Annotated in this window: 26 protein-coding genes and 2 other annotated features; of the genes, 25 read left to right on the top strand and 1 reads right to left on the bottom strand. The window is 50.2% G+C overall.

The features are described 5' to 3' along the window. Nucleotides 1-2: 2 nt before the first annotated feature. The gene (locus T458_RS50515; protein WP_023558775.1) at nucleotides 3-398 is read right to left on the bottom strand and encodes a hypothetical protein; all 396 of its coding nucleotides are present in this window, start codon (nucleotides 396-398) and stop codon (nucleotides 3-5) included. A 285-nt stretch (nucleotides 399-683) separates the two neighbouring features. On the opposite strand from T458_RS50515, the gene T458_RS50510 reads away from it, so the two are divergent. The 25 genes from T458_RS50510 (at nucleotide 684) to tuf (ending at nucleotide 26,259) form a co-directional block, all read left to right on the top strand. Continuing rightward, a complete protein-coding gene (locus tag T458_RS50510; RefSeq protein WP_023558773.1) occupies nucleotides 684-1,772 on the top strand; it encodes a PIN/TRAM domain-containing protein in 1,089 nt (362 codons plus the stop codon). A 24-nt stretch (nucleotides 1,773-1,796) separates the two neighbouring features. Then, on the top strand, nucleotides 1,797-2,480 hold the full coding sequence (gene ispD, locus T458_RS57015; RefSeq protein ID WP_031306172.1) for a 2-C-methyl-D-erythritol 4-phosphate cytidylyltransferase: 684 nt from the start codon (nucleotides 1,797-1,799) through the stop codon (nucleotides 2,478-2,480). 9 nt (nucleotides 2,481-2,489) lie between these two features. Further along, complete coding sequence (gene ispF, locus T458_RS57010; RefSeq protein WP_031306171.1) at nucleotides 2,490-2,966, top strand: 2-C-methyl-D-erythritol 2,4-cyclodiphosphate synthase; 477 nt, start codon at nucleotides 2,490-2,492, stop codon at nucleotides 2,964-2,966. 79 nt (nucleotides 2,967-3,045) lie between these two features. Continuing rightward, a complete protein-coding gene (gene gltX, locus T458_RS50505) occupies nucleotides 3,046-4,512 on the top strand; it encodes a glutamate--tRNA ligase (RefSeq protein ID WP_023558771.1) in 1,467 nt (488 codons plus the stop codon). 20 nt (nucleotides 4,513-4,532) lie between these two features. Then, nucleotides 4,533-4,768 (top strand) — a binding site (T-box leader). A gap of 64 nt (nucleotides 4,769-4,832) precedes the next feature. Beyond that, a complete protein-coding gene (gene cysE, locus T458_RS50500) occupies nucleotides 4,833-5,498 on the top strand; it encodes a serine O-acetyltransferase (RefSeq protein ID WP_023558769.1) in 666 nt (221 codons plus the stop codon). Beyond that, nucleotides 5,479-6,885, top strand: coding sequence for a cysteine--tRNA ligase (cysS, locus tag T458_RS50495; RefSeq protein ID WP_023558767.1), 1,407 nt, complete (start codon nucleotides 5,479-5,481; stop codon nucleotides 6,883-6,885). Before cysE ends, cysS begins: the two co-directional genes overlap by 20 nt. A 14-nt stretch (nucleotides 6,886-6,899) precedes the next feature. After that, the gene (locus T458_RS50490; RefSeq protein ID WP_023558765.1) at nucleotides 6,900-7,310 is read left to right on the top strand and encodes a Mini-ribonuclease 3; all 411 of its coding nucleotides are present in this window, start codon (nucleotides 6,900-6,902) and stop codon (nucleotides 7,308-7,310) included. Beyond that, nucleotides 7,307-8,062, top strand: coding sequence for a 23S rRNA (guanosine(2251)-2'-O)-methyltransferase RlmB (gene rlmB, locus T458_RS50485; RefSeq protein WP_023558763.1), 756 nt, complete (start codon nucleotides 7,307-7,309; stop codon nucleotides 8,060-8,062). Before T458_RS50490 ends, rlmB begins: the two co-directional genes overlap by 4 nt. 1 nt (nucleotide 8,063) lies before the next feature. After that, nucleotides 8,064-8,588 carry an NYN domain-containing protein gene (locus T458_RS50480; RefSeq protein WP_023558761.1) on the top strand — a complete coding sequence of 175 codons (525 nt, stop codon included), beginning with the start codon at nucleotides 8,064-8,066 and terminating at the stop codon, nucleotides 8,586-8,588. 80 nt (nucleotides 8,589-8,668) lie between these two features. Next, a complete protein-coding gene (gene sigH / locus T458_RS50475) occupies nucleotides 8,669-9,319 on the top strand; it encodes an RNA polymerase sporulation sigma factor SigH (protein WP_031306170.1) in 651 nt (216 codons plus the stop codon). 268 nt (nucleotides 9,320-9,587) lie between these two features. Beyond that, a complete protein-coding gene (rpmG, locus tag T458_RS50470; RefSeq protein WP_003392018.1) occupies nucleotides 9,588-9,737 on the top strand; it encodes a 50S ribosomal protein L33 in 150 nt (49 codons plus the stop codon). A 31-nt stretch (nucleotides 9,738-9,768) separates the two neighbouring features. Next, nucleotides 9,769-9,984 carry a preprotein translocase subunit SecE gene (gene secE, locus T458_RS50465; RefSeq protein WP_023558758.1) on the top strand — a complete coding sequence of 72 codons (216 nt, stop codon included), beginning with the start codon at nucleotides 9,769-9,771 and terminating at the stop codon, nucleotides 9,982-9,984. Between the two features lie 45 nt (nucleotides 9,985-10,029). Then, nucleotides 10,030-10,566 carry a transcription termination/antitermination protein NusG gene (gene nusG / locus T458_RS50460; protein WP_023558756.1) on the top strand — a complete coding sequence of 179 codons (537 nt, stop codon included), beginning with the start codon at nucleotides 10,030-10,032 and terminating at the stop codon, nucleotides 10,564-10,566. A 191-nt stretch (nucleotides 10,567-10,757) separates the two neighbouring features. Beyond that, nucleotides 10,758-11,183: a 50S ribosomal protein L11 gene (rplK, locus tag T458_RS50455; RefSeq protein ID WP_023558754.1), complete on the top strand. Its 426-nt coding sequence runs from the start codon at nucleotides 10,758-10,760 to the stop codon at nucleotides 11,181-11,183. An 88-nt stretch (nucleotides 11,184-11,271) separates the two neighbouring features. Further along, nucleotides 11,272-11,955, top strand: coding sequence for a 50S ribosomal protein L1 (rplA, locus tag T458_RS50450; RefSeq protein ID WP_023558752.1), 684 nt, complete (start codon nucleotides 11,272-11,274; stop codon nucleotides 11,953-11,955). 42 nt (nucleotides 11,956-11,997) lie between these two features. Next, nucleotides 11,998-12,159, top strand: a sequence feature (ribosomal protein L10 leader region). Nucleotides 12,160-12,183: 24 nt separating this feature from the next. Then, complete coding sequence (gene rplJ, locus T458_RS50445; RefSeq protein WP_023558751.1) at nucleotides 12,184-12,699, top strand: 50S ribosomal protein L10; 516 nt, start codon at nucleotides 12,184-12,186, stop codon at nucleotides 12,697-12,699. Between the two features lie 57 nt (nucleotides 12,700-12,756). Then, the gene (rplL, locus tag T458_RS50440; RefSeq protein ID WP_023558750.1) at nucleotides 12,757-13,119 is read left to right on the top strand and encodes a 50S ribosomal protein L7/L12; all 363 of its coding nucleotides are present in this window, start codon (nucleotides 12,757-12,759) and stop codon (nucleotides 13,117-13,119) included. Between the two features lie 110 nt (nucleotides 13,120-13,229). After that, entirely contained in the window at nucleotides 13,230-13,826 is a 597-nt protein-coding gene (locus T458_RS50435) for a class I SAM-dependent methyltransferase (RefSeq protein WP_023558749.1), read from the top strand. A gap of 305 nt (nucleotides 13,827-14,131) precedes the next feature. Continuing rightward, the gene (rpoB, locus tag T458_RS50430) at nucleotides 14,132-17,674 is read left to right on the top strand and encodes a DNA-directed RNA polymerase subunit beta (RefSeq protein WP_023558748.1); all 3,543 of its coding nucleotides are present in this window, start codon (nucleotides 14,132-14,134) and stop codon (nucleotides 17,672-17,674) included. 29 nt (nucleotides 17,675-17,703) lie between these two features. Next, a complete protein-coding gene (rpoC, locus tag T458_RS50425) occupies nucleotides 17,704-21,327 on the top strand; it encodes a DNA-directed RNA polymerase subunit beta' (protein WP_023558747.1) in 3,624 nt (1,207 codons plus the stop codon). A 136-nt stretch (nucleotides 21,328-21,463) separates the two neighbouring features. After that, complete coding sequence (locus T458_RS50420; protein WP_031306169.1) at nucleotides 21,464-21,718, top strand: 50S ribosomal protein L7ae-like protein; 255 nt, start codon at nucleotides 21,464-21,466, stop codon at nucleotides 21,716-21,718. Between the two features lie 121 nt (nucleotides 21,719-21,839). After that, nucleotides 21,840-22,274 carry a 30S ribosomal protein S12 gene (gene rpsL, locus T458_RS50415; RefSeq protein ID WP_012683978.1) on the top strand — a complete coding sequence of 145 codons (435 nt, stop codon included), beginning with the start codon at nucleotides 21,840-21,842 and terminating at the stop codon, nucleotides 22,272-22,274. A 54-nt stretch (nucleotides 22,275-22,328) separates the two neighbouring features. After that, nucleotides 22,329-22,799, top strand: a complete 471-nt coding sequence (gene rpsG, locus T458_RS50410; RefSeq protein ID WP_023558745.1) for a 30S ribosomal protein S7 — start codon at nucleotides 22,329-22,331, stop codon at nucleotides 22,797-22,799. A 69-nt stretch (nucleotides 22,800-22,868) separates the two neighbouring features. Continuing rightward, nucleotides 22,869-24,947: an elongation factor G gene (gene fusA, locus T458_RS50405; protein WP_023558744.1), complete on the top strand. Its 2,079-nt coding sequence runs from the start codon at nucleotides 22,869-22,871 to the stop codon at nucleotides 24,945-24,947. 121 nt (nucleotides 24,948-25,068) lie between these two features. Next, nucleotides 25,069-26,259, top strand: coding sequence for an elongation factor Tu (tuf, locus tag T458_RS50400; protein ID WP_023558743.1), 1,191 nt, complete (start codon nucleotides 25,069-25,071; stop codon nucleotides 26,257-26,259). Nucleotides 26,260-26,400 lie beyond the last annotated feature (141 nt).

Here is a 26,400-nt window from a genome sequence, read left to right as displayed (position 1 = left end):
AATCAAGTGAGATTAAATACGCCCAAGGTGTTGAGTCTTTTGCTTTCCTGCTCGATCACGTCTTCCAGTTTAATATCCGTAATGTTGCACAAAGCTGTCAGGTAAAAAAGATTTTTTCCAAGCTCTGCTGTAAAGACGTCCCGGCAGTGCTCGCATAATGGACCGGAGAAATGCGTGTCGAGCTGGGACTTGTGGTCCTCCAGGTTTTTACTGGAGTCAAACGTCTGCTTCTTGGCTACCACTTCTACGCAGCCGCATTCTGTAATGGCTTTGGTCAGTGAACGGTTGATGCGGGATGCTGTTTCCTGCACTTTGGACATGACGTCCAGGACGCTTCGATGTCTGATTAAAAGTTCGGATACTTGCGTTTGAAAGTCATCGATGTTGCGAGTGTCCATATGGTTCACCTCTGCTTTAGGCTGTTGGTATCGTCGCAATTTTCAGCACAACACTACTGTCATTATAAGAAGGGACGCCGCTTACTGTCAATTTTGTCAAAGAGGAAAACAAGAGTTCGAGGTTGACGAAACTTCCATATTTGTGTTAGAATCTTTGGCTATTTGACATGATAAAAAGAATTTTGCTATAGTGATGGAAATAGGCTTGGTTGTTTGATCTGTTTCTTGAGAAAGAGGGTTTTACTTGTTCGCTTCTGTCAATATTAATAACAAGGAGGTGAAGGCATGGTACGCCGCATAGGAAAAATCTTTTTCGTGATCGTTGGTGGCGGTTTGGGATATCAGTACGGCCCAGACCTGTACAATTTGCTTGATCCATTATTGAAAATTGGGGAAGTAAGCGGTACTTCTTACATTGGTGCGGTGCTCGGTGCCATCTTATTTTTCTTTTTAGCGAATTGGCTATTGGATTATATTCTGAAGGTCGTTCGTTGGGGAGAAGAGACACTCGTCAAAATGCCGATTGTCGATGTCATGTTCGGAGCGATGGGGTTGATTAGTGGTCTTATTGTTGCTTTTTTATTATTCCTGCCCATCAGTAAAATATCGATTCCGGTGATAGGTGATTTGTTGCCGCTGGTTGTTTCTGGACTACTTGGCTATTTGGGATTTCAGGTCGGGTTCCGCAAGCGCGACGAAATCATGTCGGTCTTTTCGATTGGTCGCAAGGATAAGAAAAAAGAGGCCGCTGGAGCTGCCACGAATGTGGAGAACAAGATTTTGGATACAAGTGTGATTATCGATGGTCGCATTGCAGATATCTGCCGTACAGGCTTTTTGGAAGGCAGTCTGATCATTCCGGGTTTCGTGCTGGAGGAGCTTCAGCATATTGCCGACTCGTCCGACGTATTGAAACGCAATCGCGGGCGGCGGGGCTTAGATATTCTCAACAAGATTCAAAAAGAAATGAAAGTGAAAGTGCAGATTTGGGAAGGCGATTTTGAAGAAGTATCCGAGGTGGACAGCAAGCTGATCAAGCTGGCGAAGGTGATCAACGGCAAAGTGGTTACCAACGACTTCAACCTGAACAAGGTTTGCGAATTGCAGGGAGTTCCTGTTTTGAATATCAATGACTTGGCCAATGCGGTAAAGCCAGTGGTTTTGCCGGGCGAGGAAATGAACGTCCAGGTGATCAAGGACGGTAAAGAGCATGGTCAAGGGGTTGCGTATCTGGATGACGGTACGATGATCGTGGTGGAAGGCGGCCGTGATTATATCGGCAACGAGATAGATGTACTCGTGACCAGCGTGCTGCAGACCTCGGCAGGACGCATGATTTTCGCGAAGCCGAAGCTGTTGGAAAAAGCGTTGTAGAGAAAACGGGAGAGGGAATGAATCGTGACGACGGGAGTTGTGATTGTGGCAGCCGGCTCAGGCAAGCGCATGGGCGGACAGCGAAACAAGCTGTGGCTGCCGTTGGCAGGAGAGCCGATACTGGCTCATACGGTGCGGCTGTTTGCCTCTCATCAGGAGATCGGGCAAATCGTGCTGGTGGTCAGTGAGGCTGATCGAGATGAGGTGCTTGCTTGGCTGGAAAAGGATAACATTCAGCTAACAGTCGTACTGGGCGGTGCGGAGCGGCAGGACAGTGTACGCAATGGTCTGGAAGCCTTGCAGGATTGCACGCATGTCCTGGTCCATGACGCTGCTCGCCCATTCGTTACTCCCGAACAAATCAGTCAGATCATCCGTCAGGTTCAGCGCGATCAAGCGACGATCCTGGCCGTGCCTGTAAAGGATACGATAAAAGTGGTGGGAGAGACGGGCGTAGTCGAGTCTACCCCGGCGCGGGAGAGCTTGTGGGCGGTGCAAACCCCACAAGCTTTTCGTATGTCTTTGTTGAAGGAAGCGCATCTGGCTGCATGGAGAGCGGGAAAAATAGGCACGGACGACGCAATGCTGGTAGAATGGTTGGGACATCCGGTGACGGTCATGGCAGGAAGCTATGAGAACATCAAAATCACGACACCGGACGACTTGTTGCTGGGTGAAGAGATATTGCGGAAAAGAAGGGGAGAGTAATTCATGTCTATAAGGATCGGACAAGGTTTTGACGTGCATCAACTGGTGGAGGGGCGTCCATGCATCATCGGCGGCATCACCATTCCTTATGAAAAAGGGCTGTTGGGCCATTCGGATGCTGATGTTCTGCTCCATGCGATTGCGGATGCGATTCTGGGTGCATTGGGCGAGGGGGACATCGGCCGCCATTTTCCGGATACGGACCCGGAATACAAGGATGCGGACAGTGTCAAACTATTGGAGCATGTCTGGAAGATGGTCAAGGAACGCGGATACCGCTTGGGGAATGTAGACGCTACGATTATCGCTCAGGCGCCAAAAATGGCTCCGTATATCCCGCAGATGCAAGCTCTGATTGCTCGTGTTCTGGAAGCGGACGAGCTGTCGCAGGTCAATGTCAAGGCAACTACGACCGAAAAGCTCGGTTTCCCAGGCCGTGGAGAAGGAATCGCCTCCCAGGCTGCTTGCTTGCTTGTCAAGGAGTAAGACAAGGTGTAACATGAAAACGTCAGAAGCGTTTTGATACCCATAACACCTTTTTACACTCATAAGGATGGTGCTACCCATGGCGAAAGAAATCCGCACACGTTATGCTCCCAGTCCAACTGGGCATTTACATATCGGCGGCGCGAGAACCGCGCTGTTCAACTACCTGTTTGCAAAGCATCACGGTGGTTCCTTTATCGTTCGGATTGAGGATACCGACCAGACCCGCAACAAGGAAAATGCTGATGAAGAGCAGATGAAAAACCTGAAGTGGCTGGGCGTCGAGTGGGAAGAAGGTACAGATGTAGGCGGCGAATACGGCCCATACCGTCAGACTGAGCGATTGGACATCTATCGCCAATACATCGATCAATTGCTGGCTGAAGGGAAAGCCTATTATTGCTACGCTACCAAGGAAGAGCTGGATGCAGAGCGCGAAGAGCAGCTTGAGCGGGGTGAGACGCCGCGGATTCTGGAAAAGCATCGCCATGTCACAGAAGAGCAGCGTCAACAGTTCGAGGCGGAAGGGCGCGTGCCTTCGATCCACTTCCTGGTTCCGGACAACCGCCAGTACGTAGTAGATGATATGATTCGTGGACAGGTTACGTTTGACTCCAGCGAGATGGGCGACTTCGTCATCTGCCGGCCAGACGGGATTCCTACCTATAACTTTGCTGTAGTCATCGACGACTATCTGATGAAAATCAGCCACGTTATCCGCGGGGAGGAGCATCTGTCCAACACGCCGCGGCAGTTGATGATTTATGAAGCATTTGGCTGGGAGGCTCCTCGCTTCGCTCACTTGGCTCTGATTCTCAACCCAGAAGGCAAGAAGATGTCCAAGCGCGACGAGAGCATCATCCAGTTTATCGAGCAGTATCGTGAACTGGGCTTTTTGCCGGAAGCGATTGTCAATTTCCTGGTATTGCTCGGGTGGTCCCCGGGCGGAGAAGAGGAGATCTTCTTGAAGGAAGATTTGATCAAGCTCTTCTCGATGGATCGCGTCAACAAGTCTCCGGCTGTGTTTGATTCGACCAAAATGAACTGGATGAACAACTACTACCTGAAACGCCAACCTCTGGACACCATTACGGACATGTGTGTGCCGCATTTGCAAAAAGCGGGCTTCATCGATGAAGAACTGTCCAGCGAAAAGCGGGCCTGGGTTCGCAGCATCGTCGCGCTGTACCAGGAGCAGATGTCCTACTGCGCGCAGATCGTACCGCTGGCTGCTCTTTTCTTCCTGGATGAAGTAGTGTACGATGAAGAGGCCAGAGCAGTCTTGAAAGAACCGCAACTGCCTGAGGTGCTTGCATCTTTTGTCAAACACCTGTCAGCGCAAGACGAATATAATGTTGACATCATCAAGGCAGTGCTAAAAGACGTGCAAAAAGAGACTGGACTTAAAGGCAAGGCATTGTTCATGCCCGTGCGTGTGGCGGCTACCGGACAGGCGCATGGACGCGATCTGGCGGAGACCTTGTTCTTGCTCGGTCGCGACAAGGTTTTGGAGCGCATGAACAAAGTAATGACACACGGCGAGTAAAGGTTTTACAAATAAAGGAAATCAAAGCGATGATCAGGAGAAGTACAGGAGTGAATGCGTCCACAGAGAGGATGGATAGGTGAGAGCCATCTGCGCATGCTGTCTGGAAATGCCCCTGTGAGCAATGAGCAGAACGCACGGGTTTTTGGTGCAAGTATGCGACATCGGCGCCCCGCCGTTACCGGGTGTAAAGCGAGACTGTCCTTTTATGGATGATCTAAGCAGAGTGGAACCGCGGTAGAAAACCGTCTCTGTCCCTTCTTGTCGAAGGTGGCAGGGGCGGTTTTTTTGAGGGATTATCACGTTGGAGGTGCATCCCTATGTTTGCACAGATGAGAGAAGACATTCAAGCAGTATTCGAGCGGGACCCGGCAGCACGCAGTACCTTTGAAGTAGTCCTTACCTATTCCGGACTGCATGCCATCTGGGGTTACCGGATTGCCCATCGGTTCTGGAAAGCAGGCTGGTGTACGCTGGCGCGCGCTGTTTCTCAATTTACCCGTTTTTTGACGGGGATTGAGATTCATCCAGGTGCGCGCATCGGCAAAGGCCTGTTTATTGACCATGGTATGGGCGTTGTGATCGGAGAGACGTGTGAGATCGGCGACAACGTGACCATTTACCAGGGTGTAACACTGGGCGGGACCGGAAAGGAAAAAGGAAAGCGCCACCCGACCATTGGCAACGACGTCATTATCGCGACAGGAGCGAAAGTTTTGGGTTCCTTTAAAATCGGCGACAATTCCAAGATCGGAGCCGGAGCAGTCGTCCTGCAGGAAGTGCCGCCCAATTCCACGGTGGTGGGAATCAAAGCGCGCATCGTCATTCAGGATGGAAAACGAGTGAAATGTGATCTGGATCATGTGAATATGCCAGACCCGGTAGCTGATACACTTCGGCAGATGCAAAAAGAAATCGAGAGCTTGCGCAAGGAATTGGATCTTTTGAGGGAGGCTAAGAAGGAAAATGAGCATTCAATTCACTAATACGATGACCCGTCGAAAAGAACCTTTCGTGCCGCTTGTGCCCGGCAAGGTGAAAATGTACGTGTGCGGTCCGACGGTTTACAACTACATTCACATCGGGAATGCCCGTCCCGCGATTGTGTTTGATACATTGCGCCGCTATTTGAAGTACCGCGGCTTTGACGTGACATTCGTACAAAACATTACGGACGTAGATGACAAGCTGATCCGCGTCGCCAACGAGGAAGGCACGACGGTCAAAGAAGTGGCCGACCGCTTTACAGATGCCTACAACGAAGACCTGAAATCCTTAAACGTCATGCCTCCGGATATTCAACCGCGCGTCATGCAGACCATCCCGGAGATTATTGAATTTATCGAGGGCTTGATAGAAAAAGGCTACGCCTATGAAAGTGAAGGAGATGTCTATTTCCGTACAGGCCGCTTCGACGAGTATGGAAAACTCTCGCACCAGCCGCTGGATGATTTGCAGGCAGGGGCGCGTGTGGACATCAATGAAAAGAAAGAGCATCCGCTTGATTTTGCCCTCTGGAAGGCGGCCAAGGATAAGGAAGTGAGCTGGGGCAGTCCGTGGGGCGAAGGGCGTCCGGGATGGCATATCGAATGCTCGGCGATGGCGTTGAAGTTTCTGGGTGAGCAGATCGATATTCACGCAGGCGGCTCCGATCTGGTTTTCCCTCACCATGAAAACGAGATCGCCCAGTCTGAGTGCTTTACTGGCAAGGTGTTTGCCCGTTATTGGTTGCACAACGGCATGCTGAACATCGACAATGAAAAAATGTCCAAATCCCTTGGCAACTTCCTGTTGACCCGCGATCTCGTCCAGCAATTCGGAGGGCAATTGATTCGCTTCTTCATGCTGCAAGGGCACTACCGCAATCCGATCAATTTCAGTGATGAGCTACTGGAGCAAGCGGCAAACAGTTTGGAACGGATGAAAACGGCCTATCATAATCTCGACCACCGTCTGCAGACAGCTAGGGAGGCAGAGCCTAACGGCCAGGCTGAGCAACAAGCGCAAACGATTCGCGATCTGCGGGAGCGTTTTGTGAAAGAAATGGATGACGACCTGAATACCGCCAACGCACTGACAGTTCTGTTTGAAGTCGTAAAGGAAGCGAACCAATACATGCTGAATCAGAATGTGGGGCGCGAAGAAATTACGGCTTACAAGGAGCTTTTGCTGGAACTGACTGGAGTGCTGGGCATCATTTTGGAGCAGGAGCAGGAGCTTTTGGACAGTGAGATCGATGCTTTGATCGTCGAGCGGACCGAAGCTCGCGCATCACGCAACTTCGCCCGTGCTGATGAAATTCGCGATCTTCTCGCCGCTAAAGGAATCGTGCTGGAAGATACGCCGCAGGGTGTGCGTTGGCGCCGCAAATAAGGAGCTTAGACAACATGCAAAAAGAAGAGTTGACCCGGGATCCGAATCAAACCAATCCACTTGTGCTCGCCTTTTTAGGTGATGCCACGTATGCGCATTGCGTCAGGTACCATCTGATCGCCAGGGGGCTGGTTAAGCCAAACCAGCTCCACAAGGCGGCCAATCGTTACGTTTCGGCAAAAGCCCAGGCGAATATCCTGATGAACCTGATGCCGGAGCTGTCAGAGGACGAGGTCAGCATCGTGAAGCGGGGACGCAATGCCAAATCGGGTTCCTCGGCAAAAAATGCAGATATTATCGACTATCGCCACGCGACCGCTTTCGAGGCTTTGATCGGATATCTGTATCTGAACGGAAAAGAAGAGCGGATTGCGGAAATCATGCAGCAGGCATTTGCCATCGTGGAAGGAGAGCACGGAACATGAGTGAAGAGTGGATTGTAGGCAAGAACCCGGTGATCGAAGCGCTGCGCTCAGGGCGTACGATCAATAAAATCTGGATCGCGGAAGGGACCAACAAAAATTTGATGGGGCCCATCTTTGCGCTGGCAAAAGAGCAGGGCGTCATCGTCACGACTGCCAACCGCAAAAAGCTGGATACTTTGGCATCGACGGATAATCACCAGGGCGTGATTGCATCAGTGGCTGCCTACGACTACGTAGAGGTAGAGGATATTTTGCGGCGAGCCGAAGAAAAGCAAGAGCCGCCGTTTATTCTCTTGTTGGACGAACTGGAGGATCCGCATAACCTGGGCTCTATCCTGCGTACCGCGGATGCTGTGGGTGCCCATGGCGTCATTATTCCCAAGCGCCGATCGGTCAGCCTGACTGCGACTGTTGCCAAGGCGTCCGCAGGTGCGATCAACTACGTGCCAGTTGCCCGGGTGACCAATCTCGTTCGCACCATAGAGGAGCTGAAAGAGCGGGGAGTCTGGATTGCAGGAACAGATGCCAGCGCCAAACAGGATTTTCGCCAAGGTGATTTCACCATGCCGCTCGGCGTCGTAATCGGCAGCGAAGGCAAAGGCATTAGCCGTTTGGTCAGAGAAAACTGTGATTTTCTGTACAGTCTCCCCATGGCTGGCAATGTCACCTCGCTGAATGCTTCTGTCGCTGCTGCGTTGTTGATGTATGAAGTGTATCGTTCCCGAAGTCCGCTACCGACGCGGGTGAAGTGACATGGCCAAAAGGAAAGCCAAGCAACTGTTGATCGTGGATGGCTACAATATCATCGGTGCCTGGCCGGATTTACGCGCGCTGAAAGACCAGGATCGGATGGATGAAGCGCGCGATTTGTTGATTTCCCAAATGGCAGAATACCAGAGTTATACCGGCATCAAGGTGATGATCGTATTCGATGCTTACAACGTTCCGGGACCGGGACGGCAAATCGAGGATTATCGGGTGGAAGTGTACTTTACCAAGAAAAAAGAGACAGCTGATGAAAAAATTGAGCAGATTGTCTCGCAGCATCAAAATAAAAATCGACAAATCTATGTGGCCACCTCCGACTATACCTCCCAGCGGGTTATTTTCGGGCAGGGGGCGCTGCGCAAATCTGCGCGGGAATTGTTGCATGACCTGGAAAGCGCAGGCAAGGAGATCAAGAAAGAAGTAGAAAAAACTCGCGACGAACGTTTCTCAAGGCGGATAGCCTTGGATGAGGAAATAGCGAAAATATTCGAAAAATGGCGAAGGGAATAACTTGGATTCGGTTGACGCTTTTTTACGGCATCATGTATAATAACGACATCTATGGAGAACGGCTGGCGGAGGGATCGAGTGTGAGTGTAGACCTCAAGGAGTTGAAGCATGCCCAATATGAGCTATTAACCGACGAAGAGGTTGTCGATCTTGTTCGCGATGACGACACCGAAGCATTGGAGTATTTGATCAACAAGTACAAGAACTTCGTCCGTGCCAAAGCCAGATCCTACTTTCTGATTGGGGCTGACCGCGAAGATATTGTGCAGGAAGGCATGATTGGACTGTACAAATCCATTCGCGACTTCCGCGGGGATAAACTCACTTCGTTCAAGGCGTTTGCCGAGCTTTGCATTACGCGTCAGATCATTACGGCGATCAAAACGGCGACGAGGCAGAAGCATATTCCGCTCAATTCCTACGTGTCCCTGGACAAGCCCATCTATGATGAGGACTCGGACCGTACGCTGCTCGACGTGATCTGCGGCACGAAGGTGACAGATCCGGAGGAATTGTTCATCAATCGCGAAGAGTTTGACGACATCGAAGGCAAAATGAGCGAGATTCTGAGCGATTTGGAGCGACAAGTGCTGATGCTTTACCTGGATGGGCGATCCTATCAACAGATTGCCGTCGAGTTAAAGCGTCATGTCAAATCCATTGACAATGCCCTGCAGCGTGTAAAACGAAAACTGGAACGCTATCTCGAAGGTAGAGAGATTCATCTGTAAATACAGAGAATCTCTTTTTTGCTCTAGTAGAAGGTTTTCCGGTGGGCACAGGATGGAACAAAATGCATTCCCTTTGTCAAGACGTTTTGTTGACATGGGATTTTCGGTGTGATAAATTTGTTTAGGTAGCCATAGACTCTTATCTCTCTTTTTCTATGGTTACTTTCAGGTGAAATGGTCAGGAAAAAGTAGCGGTTTTCCCGTACTATTGATCATCGGGTTTAACGTAAACAATAGCAGGTTTGAAATGAGATGGAGGTGGCAATAAATGCGAGTAAACATCACGTTGGCGTGCACCGAGTGTGGCGAGCGTAACTATATCTCCACCAAGAACAAGCGCACTACTACTGAACGTGTTGAACTGAAAAAGTATTGCTCCCGTGACAAGAAGCAAACCCTTCATCGCGAGACGAAGTAATGCTTGAGCGACCAAGTCTGGGGGTGGCAATATGGGTTTCTTAGCACGTATTGGAGCTAGTTTCCGCCGTACAGGTAGTTTTTTTGGCGACGTTATGTCCGAATTGAAGAAAGTTCGCTGGCCCAACCGGAAGGAATTGACAACGTATACGTTAGTCGTTATCATCACGGTTGTACTGCTTGCAGTGTTCTTCTTTGTCATTGATTTGGGTATCTCTCGCTTGATCGATTTGATTTTAGGAAAGTAATTTTGCAAGTCTTAGGAGGGACGGACGGTTAACGTCCTGTTGGATATGGAAAAAGCATGGTATGTCGTTCACACGTACTCAGGTTACGAAAACAAGGTGAAAACGAATCTGGAGAAGCGCGTCGAATCGATGGGCATGGAAGACAAGATCTTTCGCGTACTTGTCCCTACCGAAGAAGAGGTAGAGACCAAGGATGGAAAAAAGCGCACCGTTACGAAAAAAGTGTTTCCTGGATACGTTCTTGTTGAAATGGTGATGACGGACGACTCTTGGTATGTCGTGCGCAACACTCCTGGGGTTACCGGCTTTGTTGGATCCACGGGCGCCGGCTCCAAGCCGACAGCGCTGCGTCCTGAAGAGGCCGACACGATTCTCAAACAAATGGGAATCGAGATTCCCAAGATCAAAGTCGATTTTGCTCTCCGCGATATGGTGCGCGTCACAGACGGTCCATTCTCCAATCGCACCGGGGAGATTATCGAGATTCACCCGGACAGACAGAAGGTTCGCGTATTGGTGGACATTTTTGGACGTGAAACGCCGGTGGAGCTAGACTTTACACAGGTTCAAAAATTGGATTAGGAATCAACTTGAAAAGAATGACGTGATGTGATACATTTCATGTTGTTTTCACAATCCCACAACAATATTTGGGGTTTCTTGCACTCTCACTATAGATCGGAAGTTTTCGTTACATAAACGAAGCTTTCACCAAACGGTGGGAGGGGGCATTCCCCCGTAATTACCACATGTGAAGTAAGGAGGTGTCTTACGTGGCTAAGAAGGTTATCCGCGTAATTAAATTACAAATCCCAGCAGGTAAAGCGAATCCTGCGCCTCCAGTAGGTCCGGCTCTCGGTCAAGCTGGTGTGAACATCATGGGTTTCTGTAAAGAATTCAACGCTCGTACAGAGAGCGAAGCAGGTATGATCATTCCGGTGGAAATCACCGTGTTTGAAGACCGTTCTTTCACTTTTATCACCAAAACTCCTCCAGCTGCTGTTCTGTTGAAGAAAGCTGCTGGCATCGAGTCCGGTTCTGGCGTACCAAACAAAACAAAAGTTGCTACGCTGAAGCGTGATAAAGTTCGTGAAATCGCGGAACTGAAGCGTCCTGACCTGAATGCAGCATCCGTGGAAGCGGCTATGCGCATGGTGGAAGGTACTGCTCGTTCCATGGGTATCGTAATCGAAGACTAATTGTCTTGGTGCAAAGGGGCACAGACGTTGTGCCCCTTGTCTGTGGGAGGATTAACCGCTACGACCACATTGAAGGGAGATTTCAAACATGGCGAAACATGGAAAGAAATATCAAGAGGCTACCAAGCTGATTGATAAGAACAAAGTATACGAAGTAGCTGAAGGCGTAGAGCTGGTTAAAAAAGCAGCTTCCGCTAAATTTGATGAAACCGTTGAAGCAGCATTCCGTCTGGGTGTAGACCCGAAGCGTGCTGACCAACAAATCCGTGGTGCTGTTGTTCTGCCGCACGGTACTGGTAAAGTGCAACGCGTTCTCGTTTTCGCAAAAGGCGAAAAAGCGAAAGATGCGGAAGCAGCAGGAGCAGACTACGTAGGCGATGCAGACATGATCGCAAAAATTCAGGGTGGCTGGTTCGAATTTGACGTCGTAGTAGCAACTCCTGACATGATGGGTGAAGTAGGTAAATTGGGTCGTGTACTCGGTCCAAAAGGCCTGATGCCTAACCCGAAAACTGGTACTGTTACCTTTGATGTAACCAAAGCGGTTAACGAAATCAAAGCTGGTAAAATCGAGTACCGTGTAGATAAAGCTGGTAACATCCACGCTCCAATCGGTAAAGTATCCTTCGATGCTGACAAGCTGGTTGAGAACCTGGCTGCTCTGACTGAAGCGCTGAACCGCGCGAAGCCAGCTGCTGCAAAAGGTATCTACATGAAAAACGTATCCATCAGCTCCACTATGGGTCCTGGTGTACGCGTTGCTGTAAAATAATGACGCTTGACTTCCTTTCTGGGAGTTGTTAAGATAGTGCCTGTTGATGAAATGAATATGCCGTAGACAGAAGGTGCGCGTTTGAATGAACGCTGCTTAATATCCCTCCGAGGCGTGTAATGTACGAAAGAGGAAAGGTATCTTTCCTTTGACGATAGAGCATTATGCCCTCGTGAGTCTGCGAGGGCATTTTCCTTTTTTCGAGATAGAGCACGGGAGGTGTAAACAATGGCAGAAATTCGTCCAACCGTTATTCGTGAAGAGAAAGTACAGGCGATCAACGAAATCGCATCCAAATTGCGTGAAAGCCAAACTACAGTGGTGGCTGACTACCGCGGTCTGACTGTAGCTCAAGTTACTGAGCTTCGCAAACAACTGCGTGAAGCGGGTGTTGAGTTCCAGGTGTTGAAAAACTCCCTGACTCGTCTGGCTACTGAGAAAGAAAGCTTGACTGAACTGGACCAATATCTGACTGGACCAAACGCTCTGGCGTTCTCCAAGGAAGATGTTATCGCTCCAGCGAAGATCATTGCTGAATTCGCGAAGAAAAACGACAAGCTGGAAATCAAGGGTGGCGTGATCGAAGGTAAAGTAGTTGATGCTGATCAAATTAAAGCATTGGCAGCTCTTCCTTCCCGCGAAGGTCTCTTGTCCATGCTGCTCTCCGTCCTGCAAGCTCCAATGCGCAACGTTGCACTGGCAGTCAAAGCAGTGGCCGAGCAAAAAGAAGGTCAAGGCGCGTAATCGCCTGATCGGGTAACACCAAATCTAAACACTATTCCTTGAATGGAGGATTTACAAATGAGCAAAGAGCAAATCTTGGAAGCCATCAAAGGCATGTCCGTTCTCGAACTGAACGACCTGGTAAAAGCAATCGAAGAAGAATTCGGCGTAACTGCTGCAGCTCCTGTAGCTGTTGTAGCTGGTGGCGCTGCTGAAGCAGCTGCTGAGCAAACTGAGTTCAACGTAACTCTGGTAAGCGGCGGAGCTTCCAAAATCAACGTAATCAAAGTGGTTCGCGAACTGACTGGTCTGGGTCTGAAAGAAGCAAAAGACCTGGTAGACAACGCACCAAAAACACTCAAAGAGGGCGTTTCCAAAGACGAAGCAGAAGCTCTCAAAGCAAAACTCGAAGAAGCTGGCGCATCTGTAGAAGTGAAGTAAGTTAGCTTCCCATATGGAAATCCCCTTGCCTTGGCAGGGGGTTTTTCTGTAGGCAAAGGCAAAGGATAACCCCATCGAAGAAACGACGAGACAAAGGGTGGTATATACACGTGGCAGATCATTACTACACCAACAAACCAGGTGCTGCGCATGACGAGCGACAAATGGCGTTTACATTGCGAGGACATGAGTTGCATTTCACCACAGATGCGGGTGTTTTTTCGCGCGATCGTGTTGATTTTGGCAGTCTGCTGCTCATCGAGAACATGCAGATTCCGCGTCAAGCGCGTGTGCTGGATGTGGGGTGTGGCTATGGTCCGATCGGGTTGACAGCAGCCAAGCTCGCGAGCGAGGGGACAGTCACGATGATCGACGTCAATGAGCGCGCAGCAGATCTGGCGAGGCGCAATGCAGAGCGCAATGGCATTCACAATGTAGACGTGCGAGTCAGCGATGTCTACAGTGCCGTGCAGGGAGAATGCTATGACGTGATCCTGACCAATCCGCCGATTCGCGCAGGCAAGGAAATCGTCCACAAGATCTTTGCAGAAGGACATGAGCTGCTCTCAGAGGGCGGCGAGATGTGGGTGGTCATTCAGAAAAAGCAAGGAGCACCTTCAGCTTTGAAAAAGCTGCAAGAGCTTTATGCGCACGTAGAAGAAGTGGACCGGGAAAAAGGGTATTCCATTTTCCGCGCAGTGAAATAGTCAAGGATTGACTTTTGAAAAGTTTTCTTGACGGGAATATCCTGATGTGATAGCATTATAAAATGTCAATATGGGATAAATGTCTATTTTTGTGTAATTCCCTTTCTGTCAAGTGCTTTTTCTTCTTTTGTTAAAAGAAGGAATGCATGAGTAAAAACTTGGGAATTCTATTAAAATAGAGTTTCTCTGGGTTAAAAATGGTATTACTGCTTTAACCCATTTTTATTTGAGGTATTCGTCTGCTTGTAAGGGTTGCCGAATGCCAAGTTTCTATGTGTGAAAACACAACCTGAGGGGTGAATAAGTTGGCAGGTAAAGTGATTCAAAGTGGCCGACATCGCCAGCGTCGTACGTATTCACGTATTAACGAAGTGCTGGGCCTTCCAAATCTCATCGAGATTCAGCAGAAGTCCTACCAATGGTTCCTTGATGAGGGACTGCGTGAGATGTTCCAGGACATTTCGCCGATCCAGGACTTCACGGGCAATCTCGTGCTGGAGTTTATCGACTACAGCTTGGGAGAGCCGAAGTATGACGTTGACGAGTCGAAAGAACGTGACGTCACCTATGCGGCGCCTCTGCGTGTGAAGGTACGTTTGTTGAACAAAGAGACGGGAGAAGTGAAGGAACAAGAAGTCTTCATGGGGGATTTCCCGCTCATGACCGAAACGGGAACCTTCATTATTAATGGGGCTGAGCGCGTTATTGTCAGCCAGCTTGTTCGTTCCCCCAGTGTATATTACAACACAAAAGTGGACAAAAACGGTAAGCAGACGTTTACCGCTACTGTCATTCCGAACAGGGGTGCGTGGCTGGAGTTAGAGACAGATGCGAAAGACGTGATTTATGTCCGCATCGACCGTACGCGCAAAATCCCGGTAACGGTTCTTTTGCGTGCACTGGGCTTTGGCTCTGATATTGAAATCCTCAATCTGCTGGGTGAGGATGAGTACATCAAGAACACGCTGGAAAAAGACAACACTGACTCTACGGAGAAAGCGTTGATTGAGATTTACGAGCGCCTGCGTCCGGGTGAACCGCCGACTGTAGAAAATGCGAAAAGCCTCTTGGTATCGCGTTTCTTCGATCCGAAGCGATATGATTTGGCTTCCGTTGGCCGCTACAAAATGAACAAAAAGCTTCATTTGAAAAACCGTCTCTACAATCAGCGCTTGGCTGAAACGCTGGTTAATGCAGAGACAGGCGAGATCCTGGCTGATGCTGGCCAAATGATTGACCGCCGCTTGCTGGATCGGATCATTGATCATCTGGAAACGAATATTGGTTTCATTGATGTGCGCACGCATGGTGGAGTTCTCGAGGAAGATACCATTCACCTGCAATCGATTAATATATTCTCCCCGAATGAGGATGGAAAAGTCATCAAAATTATCGGCAACGGTAATATTGACAAGACTATCAAGCACATCACGCCAGCAGACATCGTGGCAGCGATCAACTACTTCATGAACCTGCTGCATGGTGTCGGAACGACCGATGACATCGACCATTTGGGCAACCGTCGTCTGCGTTCTGTGGGTGAGCTCTTGCAAAACCAGTTCCGTATCGGGCTTTCCCGAATGGAACGCGTAGTGCGTGAGCGTATGTCCATCCAGGATCAGAACCAGATCACGCCGCAAGCTCTCATTAACATCCGTCCGGTGATTGCATCCCTGAAGGAGTTCTTCGGAAGCTCGCAGTTGTCCCAGTTTATGGATCAGACCAACCCGTTGGCTGAGCTGACGCATAAACGCCGTCTGTCCGCACTGGGTCCTGGTGGTTTGACTCGTGAGCGCGCCGGCTTTGAAGTGCGCGACGTTCACCATTCCCACTATGGACGCATGTGTCCAATTGAGACGCCAGAGGGACCGAATATTGGCTTGATCAACTCGTTGTCCTCCTTCGCGCGGATCAACGACTACGGCTTTATCGAAACGCCGCGTCGCAAGGTAGACCCTGAGACAGGACGCGTACTCACGGAAATCAGCTATTTGACTGCTGACGAAGAGGATGTCTTCAACGTAGCGCAGGCAAACCAGCCGCTCGATGATGAAGGTCATTTTATCAACGACATGGTCATTTGCCGACGTAAAGGTGAGATCCTGAGCGTACCGCGTGACAAGGTCGATTTCATGGACGTATCGCCGAAGCAGGTTGTTTCTGTGGCGACCGCTTTGATTCCGTTCCTTGAGAACGATGACGCGAACCGCGCCCTGATGGGTTCCAACATGCAGCGGCAAGCTGTTCCGCTTTTGATTCCACAGGCTCCGTTTGTCGGTACCGGTATGGAGCACAAAGCGGCGCAAGACTCCGGTGTTGCCATCGTGGCGAAGCATCCGGGACAGGTAGAACGAGTAACCGCTCGTGAAATCTGGGTTCGTCGTTACAAGGAGATCGATGGCAAACAAGTAGCCGGCGATCTCGACAAGTACAAATTGCACAAGTTTATCCGTTCCAACCAAGGTACCTGCGTCAACCAGCGCCCGATCGTACAGCGCGGCGACTGGATTGAAAAAGGTGACATCATTGGTGACGGCCCGTCCACTGAAAAAGGGGAACTGGCTCTCGGTCGCAACGTGATTGTCGCGTTTATGACCTACGAAGGATACAACTATGAAGATGCGATTTTGCTGAGTGAAAAACTGGTGAAAGATGACGTCTATACGTCTATCCATATCGAAGAATACGAATCCGAAGCTCGCGATACCAAGCTCGGTCCGGAAGAAATCACGCGAGACATCCCGAACGTAGGGGAAGATGCGTTGAAAAATCTGGACGAACGCGGAATTGTGCGTGTAGGTGCGGAAATCCAGGACGGCGATATTCTCGTCGGGAAAGTAACGCCAAAAGGGGTTACTGAACTGACCGCTGAAGAGCGACTCCTGCATGCGATTTTCGGGGAAAAAGCGCGTGAGGTTCGCGATACTTCCTTGCGCGTGCCGCATGGCGGTTCCGGCATTATCGTAGACGTGAAGGTGTTCACCCGTGAAAACGGCGATGAGCTGCCTCCAGGCGTCAATCAACTCGTCCGTGTCTACATCGCCCAAAAACGGAAAATTTCCGTGGGTGACAAAATGGCGGGACGCCACGGTAACAAAGGGGTTATTGCCCGGATCATGCCTGAGGAAGACATGCCGTTCCTGCCAGATGGTTCTCCAGTAGAGATCGTCCTCAACCCATTGGGTGTACCTTCTCGTATGAACATCGGTCAGGTGTTGGAGACTCACTTGGGTATGGCGGCCAAACTTTTGGGCATCCACGTAGCCACACCGGTATTTGATGGGGCGCGTCAGCACGAAGTCTTTGAAACATTGGAAGAGGCTGGCTTGGATCGCGACGGTAAAACCATTCTGTACGATGGCCGTACAGGGGAACCATTCGATCGTCGTGTCACAGTCGGTTGCGTATACATGCTGAAACTGGCTCACTTGGTAGACGACAAGATTCACGCCCGTTCTACCGGACCATACTCTCTCGTTACCCAGCAGCCGTTGGGCGGTAAAGCTCAATTCGGCGGACAGCGTTTCGGGGAGATGGAGGTATGGGCATTGGAAGCTTACGGTGCAGCCTACACCTTGCAGGAGATCCTCACCGTCAAGTCGGATGATGTGGTCGGTCGTGTGAAGACCTACGAAGCGATCGTCAAGGGAGAAAACGTGCCGGAGCCAGGTGTTCCTGAGTCGTTCAAGGTATTGATCAAGGAACTGCAAAGCTTGGGTATGGACGTGAAAATCCTGTCCGGTGACGAGCAGGAGATTGAAATGCGTGAAATGGAAGACGAGGATGAGGGCAACAGTGAAAAGCTGAACCTCGTGCTTGAAGGTGGAAGCTCGGAGGAAGCAGAGTAAGATTCCGGTACAAAGGGAGGTAACGCCCTGTGATAGACGTGAACAACTTCGAATATATGAAGATCGGCTTGGCTTCCCCCGATAAGATCCGTTCGTGGTCTTTCGGGGAAGTGAAAAAGCCGGAGACGATCAACTACCGTACATTGAAACCGGAAAAAGATGGCTTGTTCTGCGAACGCATCTTCGGACCAACCAAGGACTGGGAATGCCATTGCGGAAAATACAAGCGCGTTCGTTATAAAGGTGTCGTGTGCGATCGTTGTGGCGTGGAAGTGACTCGCGCCAAGGTACGCCGTGAGCGGATGGGGCATATTGAACTGGCTGCCCCAGTCTCTCACATCTGGTATTTCAAAGGGATTCCGAGCCGTATGGGCTTGGTGCTCGACATGTCCCCGCGTTCCCTGGAGGAAGTGATTTACTTCGCATCCTATGTGGTCACAGACCCAGGTGACACCCCGCTCGATAAGAAGCAATTGCTCTCTGAAAAAGAGTACCGCAATTATCGCGAAAAATACGGACACTCCTTCCAAGCGATGATGGGAGCAGAAGCGATCAAGCGCCTGCTGGCTGAAATCGATTTGGACAAAGACGTAGAGACGTTGAAGGAAGACCTGAAAACAGCGCAAGGACAACGTCGCAATCGCGCGATCAAGCGTCTGGAAGTGCTGGAGGCATTCCGCAACTCCGGCAACCACCCGGATTGGATGGTGCTGGATGTACTGCCTGTCATTCCACCGGAGCTGCGCCCGATGGTTCAACTGGATGGGGGACGCTTTGCGACCTCTGACCTGAACGATCTGTATCGTCGCGTAATCAACCGGAACAATCGTCTGAAGCGCCTTTTGGAATTGGGTGCTCCCGACATCATCGTACAAAACGAAAAACGCATGCTGCAGGAAGCAGTCGATGCGTTGATCGATAACGGACGCCGCGGTCGTCCGGTGACTGGACCGGGTAACCGTCCGCTGAAATCCCTCAGCCACATGCTGAAAGGGAAACAAGGACGCTTCCGTCAGAACCTCTTGGGTAAACGTGTAGACTACTCCGGCCGTTCTGTTATCGTAGTCGGACCAAACCTGAAAATGTATCAGTGCGGTCTGCCGAAAGAGATGGCTCTGGAGCTGTTCAAGCCGTTCGTGATGAAAGAGCTGGTGGCCAAAGGTCTCGCTCACAACATCAAGAGCGCCAAGCGCAAGGTAGAGCGCGTTCAGCCAGAAGTGTGGGACGTACTCGAGGACGTAATCCGCGAGCATCCGGTACTGTTGAACCGCGCCCCCACTTTGCACCGTCTGGGCATTCAGGCATTTGAACCGGTTCTGGTAGAGGGTCGTGCGATTCGTCTGCACCCGCTCGTTTGTACGGCATACAATGCCGACTTCGACGGTGACCAGATGGCCGTTCACGTTCCGTTGTCCGCTGAGGCGCAGGCAGAAGCACGCATTCTCATGCTGGCAGCGCAGAACATCCTCAACCCGAAAGACGGTAAGCCGGTTGTCACGCCATCCCAGGATATGGTACTCGGATCGTACTACCTGACCTTGGAGCGCGAAGGCGACAAAGGGGAAGGTACTGTTTACCGCGATCCGCATGATGTGATCGCTGCTTACCAGCAAGGCTATATCAGCTTGCACACGCGTATTGCGGTGCCTGCGAAACGGCTGAACAAAACAAGCTTTACCGAAAATCAGGAACAAGCATTGCTGGTCACGACGGCAGGAAAAGTGATTTTCAACGAGATCTTCCCGCCAGACCTGCCATTTATCAATGAGCCAACCAAGAACAACCTGCAAAACATGGTGCCAGACCAGTACTTCATCTTTGATAAAGGCGTCAATGTGAAGGAGTTCATTAAGAATCTCCCGGACAGCGGCGCTGTGAAAAAAGGCTTCCTGGGTACGATCATCGCCGAGTGCTTCCGTCGCTTCGGCACGATGAAAACCTCCATGATTCTCGATCGAATCAAGGAACTGGGCTTTACGTACTCCACGAAAGCAGGTATTACGATCGCCGTCGCGGACATCGCAGTACCAGAGAAGAAAAAAGAGATTCTCGACGAAGCCGATCAAAAGGTCGCAACCGTCATGACGCAGTTCCGTCGCGGTTTGATTACCGAAGACGAGCGTTACGACCGCGTCATCTCGATCTGGTCCAAGGCCAAGGATGAAGTAACCGAAGTCCTGATGAAGTCCATGGATAAGTTCAATGCGATCTTTATGATGGCGAACTCCGGAGCCCGCGGTAACGTGTCCCAGATCACACAGTTGGCTGGTATGCGCGGTCTGATGGCCAACCCGTCCGGACGAATCATCGAGTTGCCGATTAAATCCAACTTCCGTGAAGGTCTGACCGTATTGGAGTACTTTATCTCCACGCACGGTGCGCGGAAAGGTCTCGCCGATACGGCGCTGCGTACAGCGGACTCGGGTTATCTGACTCGCCGTCTGGTAGACGTGGCCCAAGACGTGATCGTCCGCGAAAAAGACTGTGGCACAGACAAGGGGATCCGCGTTACGGCGATCAAGGATGGTAAGGAAGAAATCGAGAAGCTCTCGGACCGTCTCGTCGGCCGTACCTGCTTCGAGACGCTGCGCCATCCGGAGACCAAAGAGATCATCGTTCGCCGCAACGAAGAAATCTCTGAAGAAGTTGCTGACTACATCGAAAAAGTCGGGATTACTGAAGTTTATATCCGCAACGTACTCGCTTGCCGCACCAGTCACGGTGTCTGCAAACTGTGCTACGGCCGCAACCTGGCGACAGGAGCAGAAGTGGAAGTGGGCGAAGCGGTGGGCATTATCGCCGCTCAATCCATCGGGGAGCCTGGTACGCAGCTGACGATGCGTACATTCCATACCGGTGGGGTTGCCGGAGACGATATTACCCAAGGTTTGCCGCGTATTCAGGAGCTGTTTGAAGCGCGCAATCCAAAAGGTCAGGCGGTTATTTCCGAGATCGACGGGGAAGTCGTTGATATTCGCGAGGTAAAAGACCGTCGTGAGATCGAAGTGCAAGGCGAAGCGGAAAACAAGGTGTACTCCGCTCCATACGGCGCACGCATCAAGGTATCGGTTGGTACTAAGCTGAACGCCGGGGATGAGCTCACTGAGGGTTCCGTAGACCCGAAAGAAATGTTGAAAGTTCGCGGCATGCGCGGTGTATCCAACTACATTTTGCAAGAGGTTCAAAAAGTGTACCGCATGCAGGGTGTAGAAATTAACGACAAGCACGTCGAAGTTATGATTCGTCAAATGCTTCGCAAGCTGCGCGTCATTGACAGCGGAGATACCGATTTGTTGCCAGGCTCGTACGTTGAGGTACCGGAATTCGAGCAAGCGAACGCCAAAGTATTGCTGGAAGGCAAAAATCCGGCAGTTGGACGTCCGGTTCTTTTGGGGATTACCAAAGCATCCCTCGAGACAGACTCCTTCCTGTCTGCAGCATCCTTCCAGGAAACGACTCGCGTACTCACCGATGCTGCTATCAAAGGCAAGGTAGACCGTCTCTTGGGTCTGAAAGAGAACGTGATTATCGGAAAACTGGTTCCAGCAGGTACAGGAATGTCCCGTTATCGCAATATCAATGTGGCCAGTGTGGCTGATTACGAAGCAGAAGCTGCGGAAAAAGAGCAGCAGGAAGCCGTTTCTGTGGAGTAAACAAGGTGAAACGCCCGTCGTATGGCGGGCGTTTTCTCCACTAAAAAATATGAGAAACGGGCATTGACATCTAATAGCCTACCTGCTATTATGTTCTAGTGTGCCTGACATCTGTACTTTGGAGGATATGATCATCATGTCTTATGAAAAAGTAGAGCGGGCCAAGGAGTTAACCATCGGAATCAAGCAAACGATGAAAGCCGTGGAAAACGGACAAGTAGAAACGGTCTATATCGCAGATGATGCCGATCGGCGTTTGACCCAAAAGGTCGAGCTCCTTTGCAAAGAGAAGGGTGTGCCAGTCATCCATGTGGATTCCATGCGCCGATTAGGCAAGGTGTGCGGAATTGAAGTGGGAGCGGCAACGGCCGCGATTAAAAAAAGTGGTTAACGATGTTTTTGTTTGGTGTTCCGCGTTGCGTCACACTGGACAAGAACTTTCTATTTGACCCCAAAATGACTCACCTGGATCTGTGGTCTTGAGATTGGGTATTAAGAAGGGAGGTAACATCATGCCTACAATTAACCAATTGGTGCGTAAAGGTCGCGAGGATAAGGTTGTGAAGTCGAAGTCCCCAGCTCTGCAAAAAGGGTACAACAGCTTCAAGAAAAGCCAAACCAACCAAAGCTCTCCTCAAAAACGTGGTGTTTGCACTCGTGTAGGTACCATGACTCCGAAAAAACCGAACTCCGCGTTGCGTAAATACGCTCGTGTGCGTTTGACTAACGGAATCGAGGTAACAGCTTACATCGGTGGTATCGGCCACAACCTGCAAGAGCATAGCGTCGTGCTGGTGCGCGGCGGTCGTGTAAAAGACTTGCCAGGGGTACGCTACCATATCGTTCGTGGTGCTCTTGACACTGCTGGTGTGAACAACCGTAAACAAGGTCGTTCCAAATACGGTACCAAGCGTCCAAAACCAGGTCAAGCAGCAGCTAAAAAATAAGAAAAACGCCTGTGAAGTGGCGTAATTTGATATCGAAAAGAAGGAGGGAATACGATGCCTCGTAAAGGTCCTGTAGCCCGTCGTGACGTGCTGCCTGATCCTATTTACAACAGCAAGCTGGTTACTCGTTTGATTAACCGTTTGATGTTGGATGGTAAGCGCGGTGTAGCTCAAAACATCCTCTACAACGCATTTAACATCATCCAGGAGCGCACAGGTCGCAACCCGATGGAAGTGTTTGAAGAAGCACTGAAAAACGTAATGCCAGTACTGGAAGTAAAAGCTCGCCGTGTAGGTGGTGCTAACTACCAAGTACCGATCGAAGTGAAGCCTGAGCGCCGCACTACACTCGGTCTTCGTTGGATGGTTAACTACTCCCGTAACCGTGGAGAGAAAACCATGGAACAACGTCTGGCTAATGAAATCATGGATGCAGCGAACAACACTGGTGCTGCCGTGAAAAAGCGTGAAGATACGCACAAAATGGCAGAAGCAAACAAAGCGTTCGCACACTATCGTTGGTAGGATCCAAAACGGGTGTCTGTTTTGGACACCCTTATCTTTTTACACTCGAGTATGGAAGGAGCACACCTAATGGCTCGCGAGTTCTCTTTAGCGAATACGCGTAATATCGGTATCATGGCTCACATTGATGCTGGTAAGACGACAACGACAGAGCGTATTCTGTTCTATACCGGTCGCGTTCATAAAATTGGTGAAACGCACGAAGGTGCCGCCACCATGGACTGGATGGAACAAGAACAAGAGCGCGGTATCACCATCACATCTGCTGCTACTACCGCTCAGTGGAAAGGTCATCGAATCAACATCATCGATACGCCTGGACACGTAGACTTCACTGTTGAAGTTGAGCGCTCCTTGCGCGTTCTTGACGGTGCTGTAACCGTTTTTGACGCAAAAGGCGGTGTAGAGCCTCAGACTGAGACCGTATGGCGTCAGGCTGACAAATACGGCGTTCCGCGCCTTTGCTACATCAACAAAATGGACATCATCGGGGCGAACTTCGACATGTGCCTGGAGCAAATCCGCACACGTCTGGGCGCTAACCCGGTAGCGATCCAATATCCAATCGGTGCAGAAGACCAGTTCAAAGGCATGGTAGACTTGATCGAGATGAAAGCGATCATTTATACCGATGACTTGGGTAAAACATCTGATGCTGTAGATATCCCTGAAGACCTGAAAGAGAAGTGCGAAGAGCTTCGTCTGAAATTGGTTGAAGCGGCTGCAGAGCAAGATGAAGAGCTGATGATGAAGTACCTGGAAGGCGAAGAGCTGACTAACGATGAAATTCGTGCAGCACTGCGCAAAGGTACCATCGAGGTAAAACTCGTTCCAGTAATGTGCGGTTCTTCCTACCGCAACAAAGGCGTACAGCCAATGCTGGACAACGTAGTTTCTTACCTGCCTTCTCCAATCGACATTCCAGCAATCAAAGGTACGTTGCCAGATTCCGAAGAAGAAGTGACTCGTCCAGCTGACGACAATGGTCCGTTCTCTGCTCTTGCTTTCAAGATCATGACTGACCCGTATGTTGGTCGTCTGACTTTCTTCCGTGTTTACTCTGGTGTAATGAACTCCGGTTCTTACGTACTGAACTCTACGAAAGGCAAGCGTGAGCGTGTAGGCCGCATCCTGCAAATGCACGCAAACCACCGCGAAGAAATCCAAACGGTTTACTCCGGTGATATCGCTGCTGCAGTAGGTTTGAAAGATACGACAACTGGTGACACTCTGTGTGATGAAAAGGCCCCAGTGATCCTGGAGTCCATGGTATTCCCAGAGCCAGTTATCTCCGTTGCGATCGAACCAAAATCCAAAGCAGACCAAGACAAGATGGGTATCGCCCTGTCCAAGCTGGCTGAAGAGGATCCTACGTTCAGAACTCGCACGGATGAAGAAACTGGTCAAACCATCATCTCCGGTATGGGTGAGCTTCACCTGGAGATCATCGTTGACCGTATGAAACGTGAATTCAAAGTGGAAGCGAACGTAGGTGCTCCACAAGTTGCATATCGTGAAACATTCCGCAATGCAGCGAAAGTGGAAGGTAAATTCGTTCGTCAGTCCGGTGGTCGTGGTCAATACGGTCACGTTTGGGTGGAATTTGCTCCGCTCGAACCAGGTCAAGGCTTCCAGTTTGAAAACAAAATTGTCGGTGGTGTGGTACCGAGAGAGTACATCCCTGCTGTTCAAGCAGGTATCGAAGAAGCGATGAAAAATGGTGTTATCGCCGGCTTCCCGCTGGTTGATATCAAAGCTACTATCGTAGACGGTAGCTACCATGACGTCGACTCCTCCGAGATGGCATTTAAAGTAGCAGGTTCTCTCGCTCTGAAAGAAGCTGCGAAAAAATGTGGCGCTGTACTCCTTGAGCCAATCATGAAAGTAGAAGTAGTTATGCCTGAAGAGTACATGGGTGACGTAATGGGTGACCTGAACTCCCGCCGTGGCCGCATCGAAGGTATGGAAGCTCGTGCAAACGCACAAGCCATCCGTGCAATGGTGCCGCTCTCCGAGATGTTCGGCTACTCCACAGTTCTTCGCTCCCGTACACAAGGTCGCGGAACCTACTCCATGGAGATCGATCACTACGAAGAGGTACCAAAATTCATCTCCGAAGAGATCATCAAGAAATCCAAAGGCGAATAATTTCCGCGCACGACTTTATTTGGAAACGAGAAAGGTTTACAATATTGGTGGGAAACCACAAGGTAGGGTAAACCTTTCTTAACACTATAAACCCTTATCATTTAAGGAGGCTTTAGCTCTCATGGCAAAAGAAAAATTTGAGCGTTCTAAACCGCACGTTAACATCGGTACCATTGGTCACGTTGACCACGGTAAAACTACCCTGACTGCTGCCATCACAACTGTATTGGCGCAAAAAGGTAATGCAAAAGCTATGAACTATGCTGCGATCGATGCTGCTCCTGAAGAAAAAGAGCGCGGTATCACAATCAACACTTCTCACGTTGAGTACGAAACTGAGAACCGTCACTATGCTCACGTTGACTGCCCTGGTCACGCGGACTATGTGAAAAACATGATTACTGGTGCTGCTCAAATGGATGGAGCGATCCTGGTTGTATCCGCAGCGGATGGCCCAATGCCACAAACTCGCGAGCACATCCTGCTCTCCAAACAAGTAGGCGTACCTTACATCGTAGTATTCATGAACAAATGTGACATGGTAGACGATGAAGAGTTGCTCGAACTGGTTGAAATGGAAATCCGTGACCTGTTGTCTCAATACGAGTTCCCAGGTGACGATACTCCAGTAATCAAAGGTTCTGCTAAAGAAGCTTTGGACAATCCAACTGGCGAATGGGCACAAAAAGTTGTTGAGCTGATGGAAGCTGTAGATACTTACATCCCAACTCCTGAGCGTGCAACTGACAAGCCTTTCCTGATGCCAGTTGAGGACGTGTTCACCATTACTGGTCGTGGTACTGTTGCTACCGGTCGTGTAGAGCGCGGTATCGTTAAAGTTGGTGACCCAGTAGAAATCATCGGTCTGGCTGAGGAAACAAAAACTTCCACAGTTACTGGTGTTGAGATGTTCCGCAAATTGCTGGATCAAGCTGAAGCTGGTGACAACATCGGTGCTCTGCTGCGCGGTGTAGACCGTAAAGACATCGAGCGTGGACAATGCTTGGCGAAACCAGGTTCCGTTAAGCCTTACACTAAGTTCAAAGCAGAAGTTTACGTTCTGTCCAAAGAAGAAGGCGGACGTCACACTCCTTTCTTTGCTAACTACCGTCCACAATTCTACTTCCGTACAACTGACGTTACAGGTATCATCCAACTGCCAGAAGGCGTTGAAATGATCATGCCTGGCGACAACACTGAGTTCACCGTTGAACTGATCGCTCCAGTAGCGATGGAACAAGGTACTCGCTTCGCGATCCGCGAAGGTGGCCGTACAGTAGGCGCTGGCGTAGTTGCTTCCATCGAAGCTTAATGATTGCCATAGTAAAAGACCTGACAACCATTTTGGTTGCCAGGTCTTTTTGCCGTTTCATAATCGATTTTTCCAATAACGGTAATCTAAATCCTTCTACAGCAGATGACAAGGAGGATGTGCTACAATACCAGCATGATT

The organism is Brevibacillus panacihumi W25, from assembly GCF_000503775.1.
In the GTDB taxonomy this organism is placed as follows: domain Bacteria; phylum Bacillota; class Bacilli; order Brevibacillales; family Brevibacillaceae; genus Brevibacillus; species Brevibacillus panacihumi_A.
The sequence above is the reverse complement of the archived record's forward strand: the minus strand, read 5'-3'. Positions and strand labels throughout refer to the sequence as shown.

What these genes read in the sequence shown, in the direction of transcription:
- T458_RS50515 (WP_023558775.1), bottom strand. Translation starts at nt 398, where the DNA reads ATGGACACTCGCAACATCGATGACTTTCAAACGCAAGTATCCGAACTT.
- T458_RS50510 (WP_023558773.1), top strand. Translation starts at nt 684, where the DNA reads ATGGTACGCCGCATAGGAAAAATCTTTTTCGTGATCGTTGGTGGCGGT.
- gltX (WP_023558771.1), top strand. Translation starts at nt 3,046, where the DNA reads ATGGCGAAAGAAATCCGCACACGTTATGCTCCCAGTCCAACTGGGCAT.
- cysE (WP_023558769.1), top strand. Translation starts at nt 4,833, where the DNA reads ATGTTTGCACAGATGAGAGAAGACATTCAAGCAGTATTCGAGCGGGAC.
- cysS (WP_023558767.1), top strand. Translation starts at nt 5,479, where the DNA reads ATGAGCATTCAATTCACTAATACGATGACCCGTCGAAAAGAACCTTTC.
- T458_RS50490 (WP_023558765.1), top strand. Translation starts at nt 6,900, where the DNA reads ATGCAAAAAGAAGAGTTGACCCGGGATCCGAATCAAACCAATCCACTT.
- rlmB (WP_023558763.1), top strand. Translation starts at nt 7,307, where the DNA reads ATGAGTGAAGAGTGGATTGTAGGCAAGAACCCGGTGATCGAAGCGCTG.
- T458_RS50480 (WP_023558761.1), top strand. Translation starts at nt 8,064, where the DNA reads ATGGCCAAAAGGAAAGCCAAGCAACTGTTGATCGTGGATGGCTACAAT.
- rpmG (WP_003392018.1), top strand. Translation starts at nt 9,588, where the DNA reads ATGCGAGTAAACATCACGTTGGCGTGCACCGAGTGTGGCGAGCGTAAC.
- secE (WP_023558758.1), top strand. Translation starts at nt 9,769, where the DNA reads ATGGGTTTCTTAGCACGTATTGGAGCTAGTTTCCGCCGTACAGGTAGT.
- nusG (WP_023558756.1), top strand. Translation starts at nt 10,030, where the DNA reads ATGGAAAAAGCATGGTATGTCGTTCACACGTACTCAGGTTACGAAAAC.
- rplA (WP_023558752.1), top strand. Translation starts at nt 11,272, where the DNA reads ATGGCGAAACATGGAAAGAAATATCAAGAGGCTACCAAGCTGATTGAT.
- rplJ (WP_023558751.1), top strand. Translation starts at nt 12,184, where the DNA reads ATGGCAGAAATTCGTCCAACCGTTATTCGTGAAGAGAAAGTACAGGCG.
- rplL (WP_023558750.1), top strand. Translation starts at nt 12,757, where the DNA reads ATGAGCAAAGAGCAAATCTTGGAAGCCATCAAAGGCATGTCCGTTCTC.
- T458_RS50420 (WP_031306169.1), top strand. Translation starts at nt 21,464, where the DNA reads ATGTCTTATGAAAAAGTAGAGCGGGCCAAGGAGTTAACCATCGGAATC.
- rpsL (WP_012683978.1), top strand. Translation starts at nt 21,840, where the DNA reads ATGCCTACAATTAACCAATTGGTGCGTAAAGGTCGCGAGGATAAGGTT.
- rpsG (WP_023558745.1), top strand. Translation starts at nt 22,329, where the DNA reads ATGCCTCGTAAAGGTCCTGTAGCCCGTCGTGACGTGCTGCCTGATCCT.
- fusA (WP_023558744.1), top strand. Translation starts at nt 22,869, where the DNA reads ATGGCTCGCGAGTTCTCTTTAGCGAATACGCGTAATATCGGTATCATG.
- tuf (WP_023558743.1), top strand. Translation starts at nt 25,069, where the DNA reads ATGGCAAAAGAAAAATTTGAGCGTTCTAAACCGCACGTTAACATCGGT.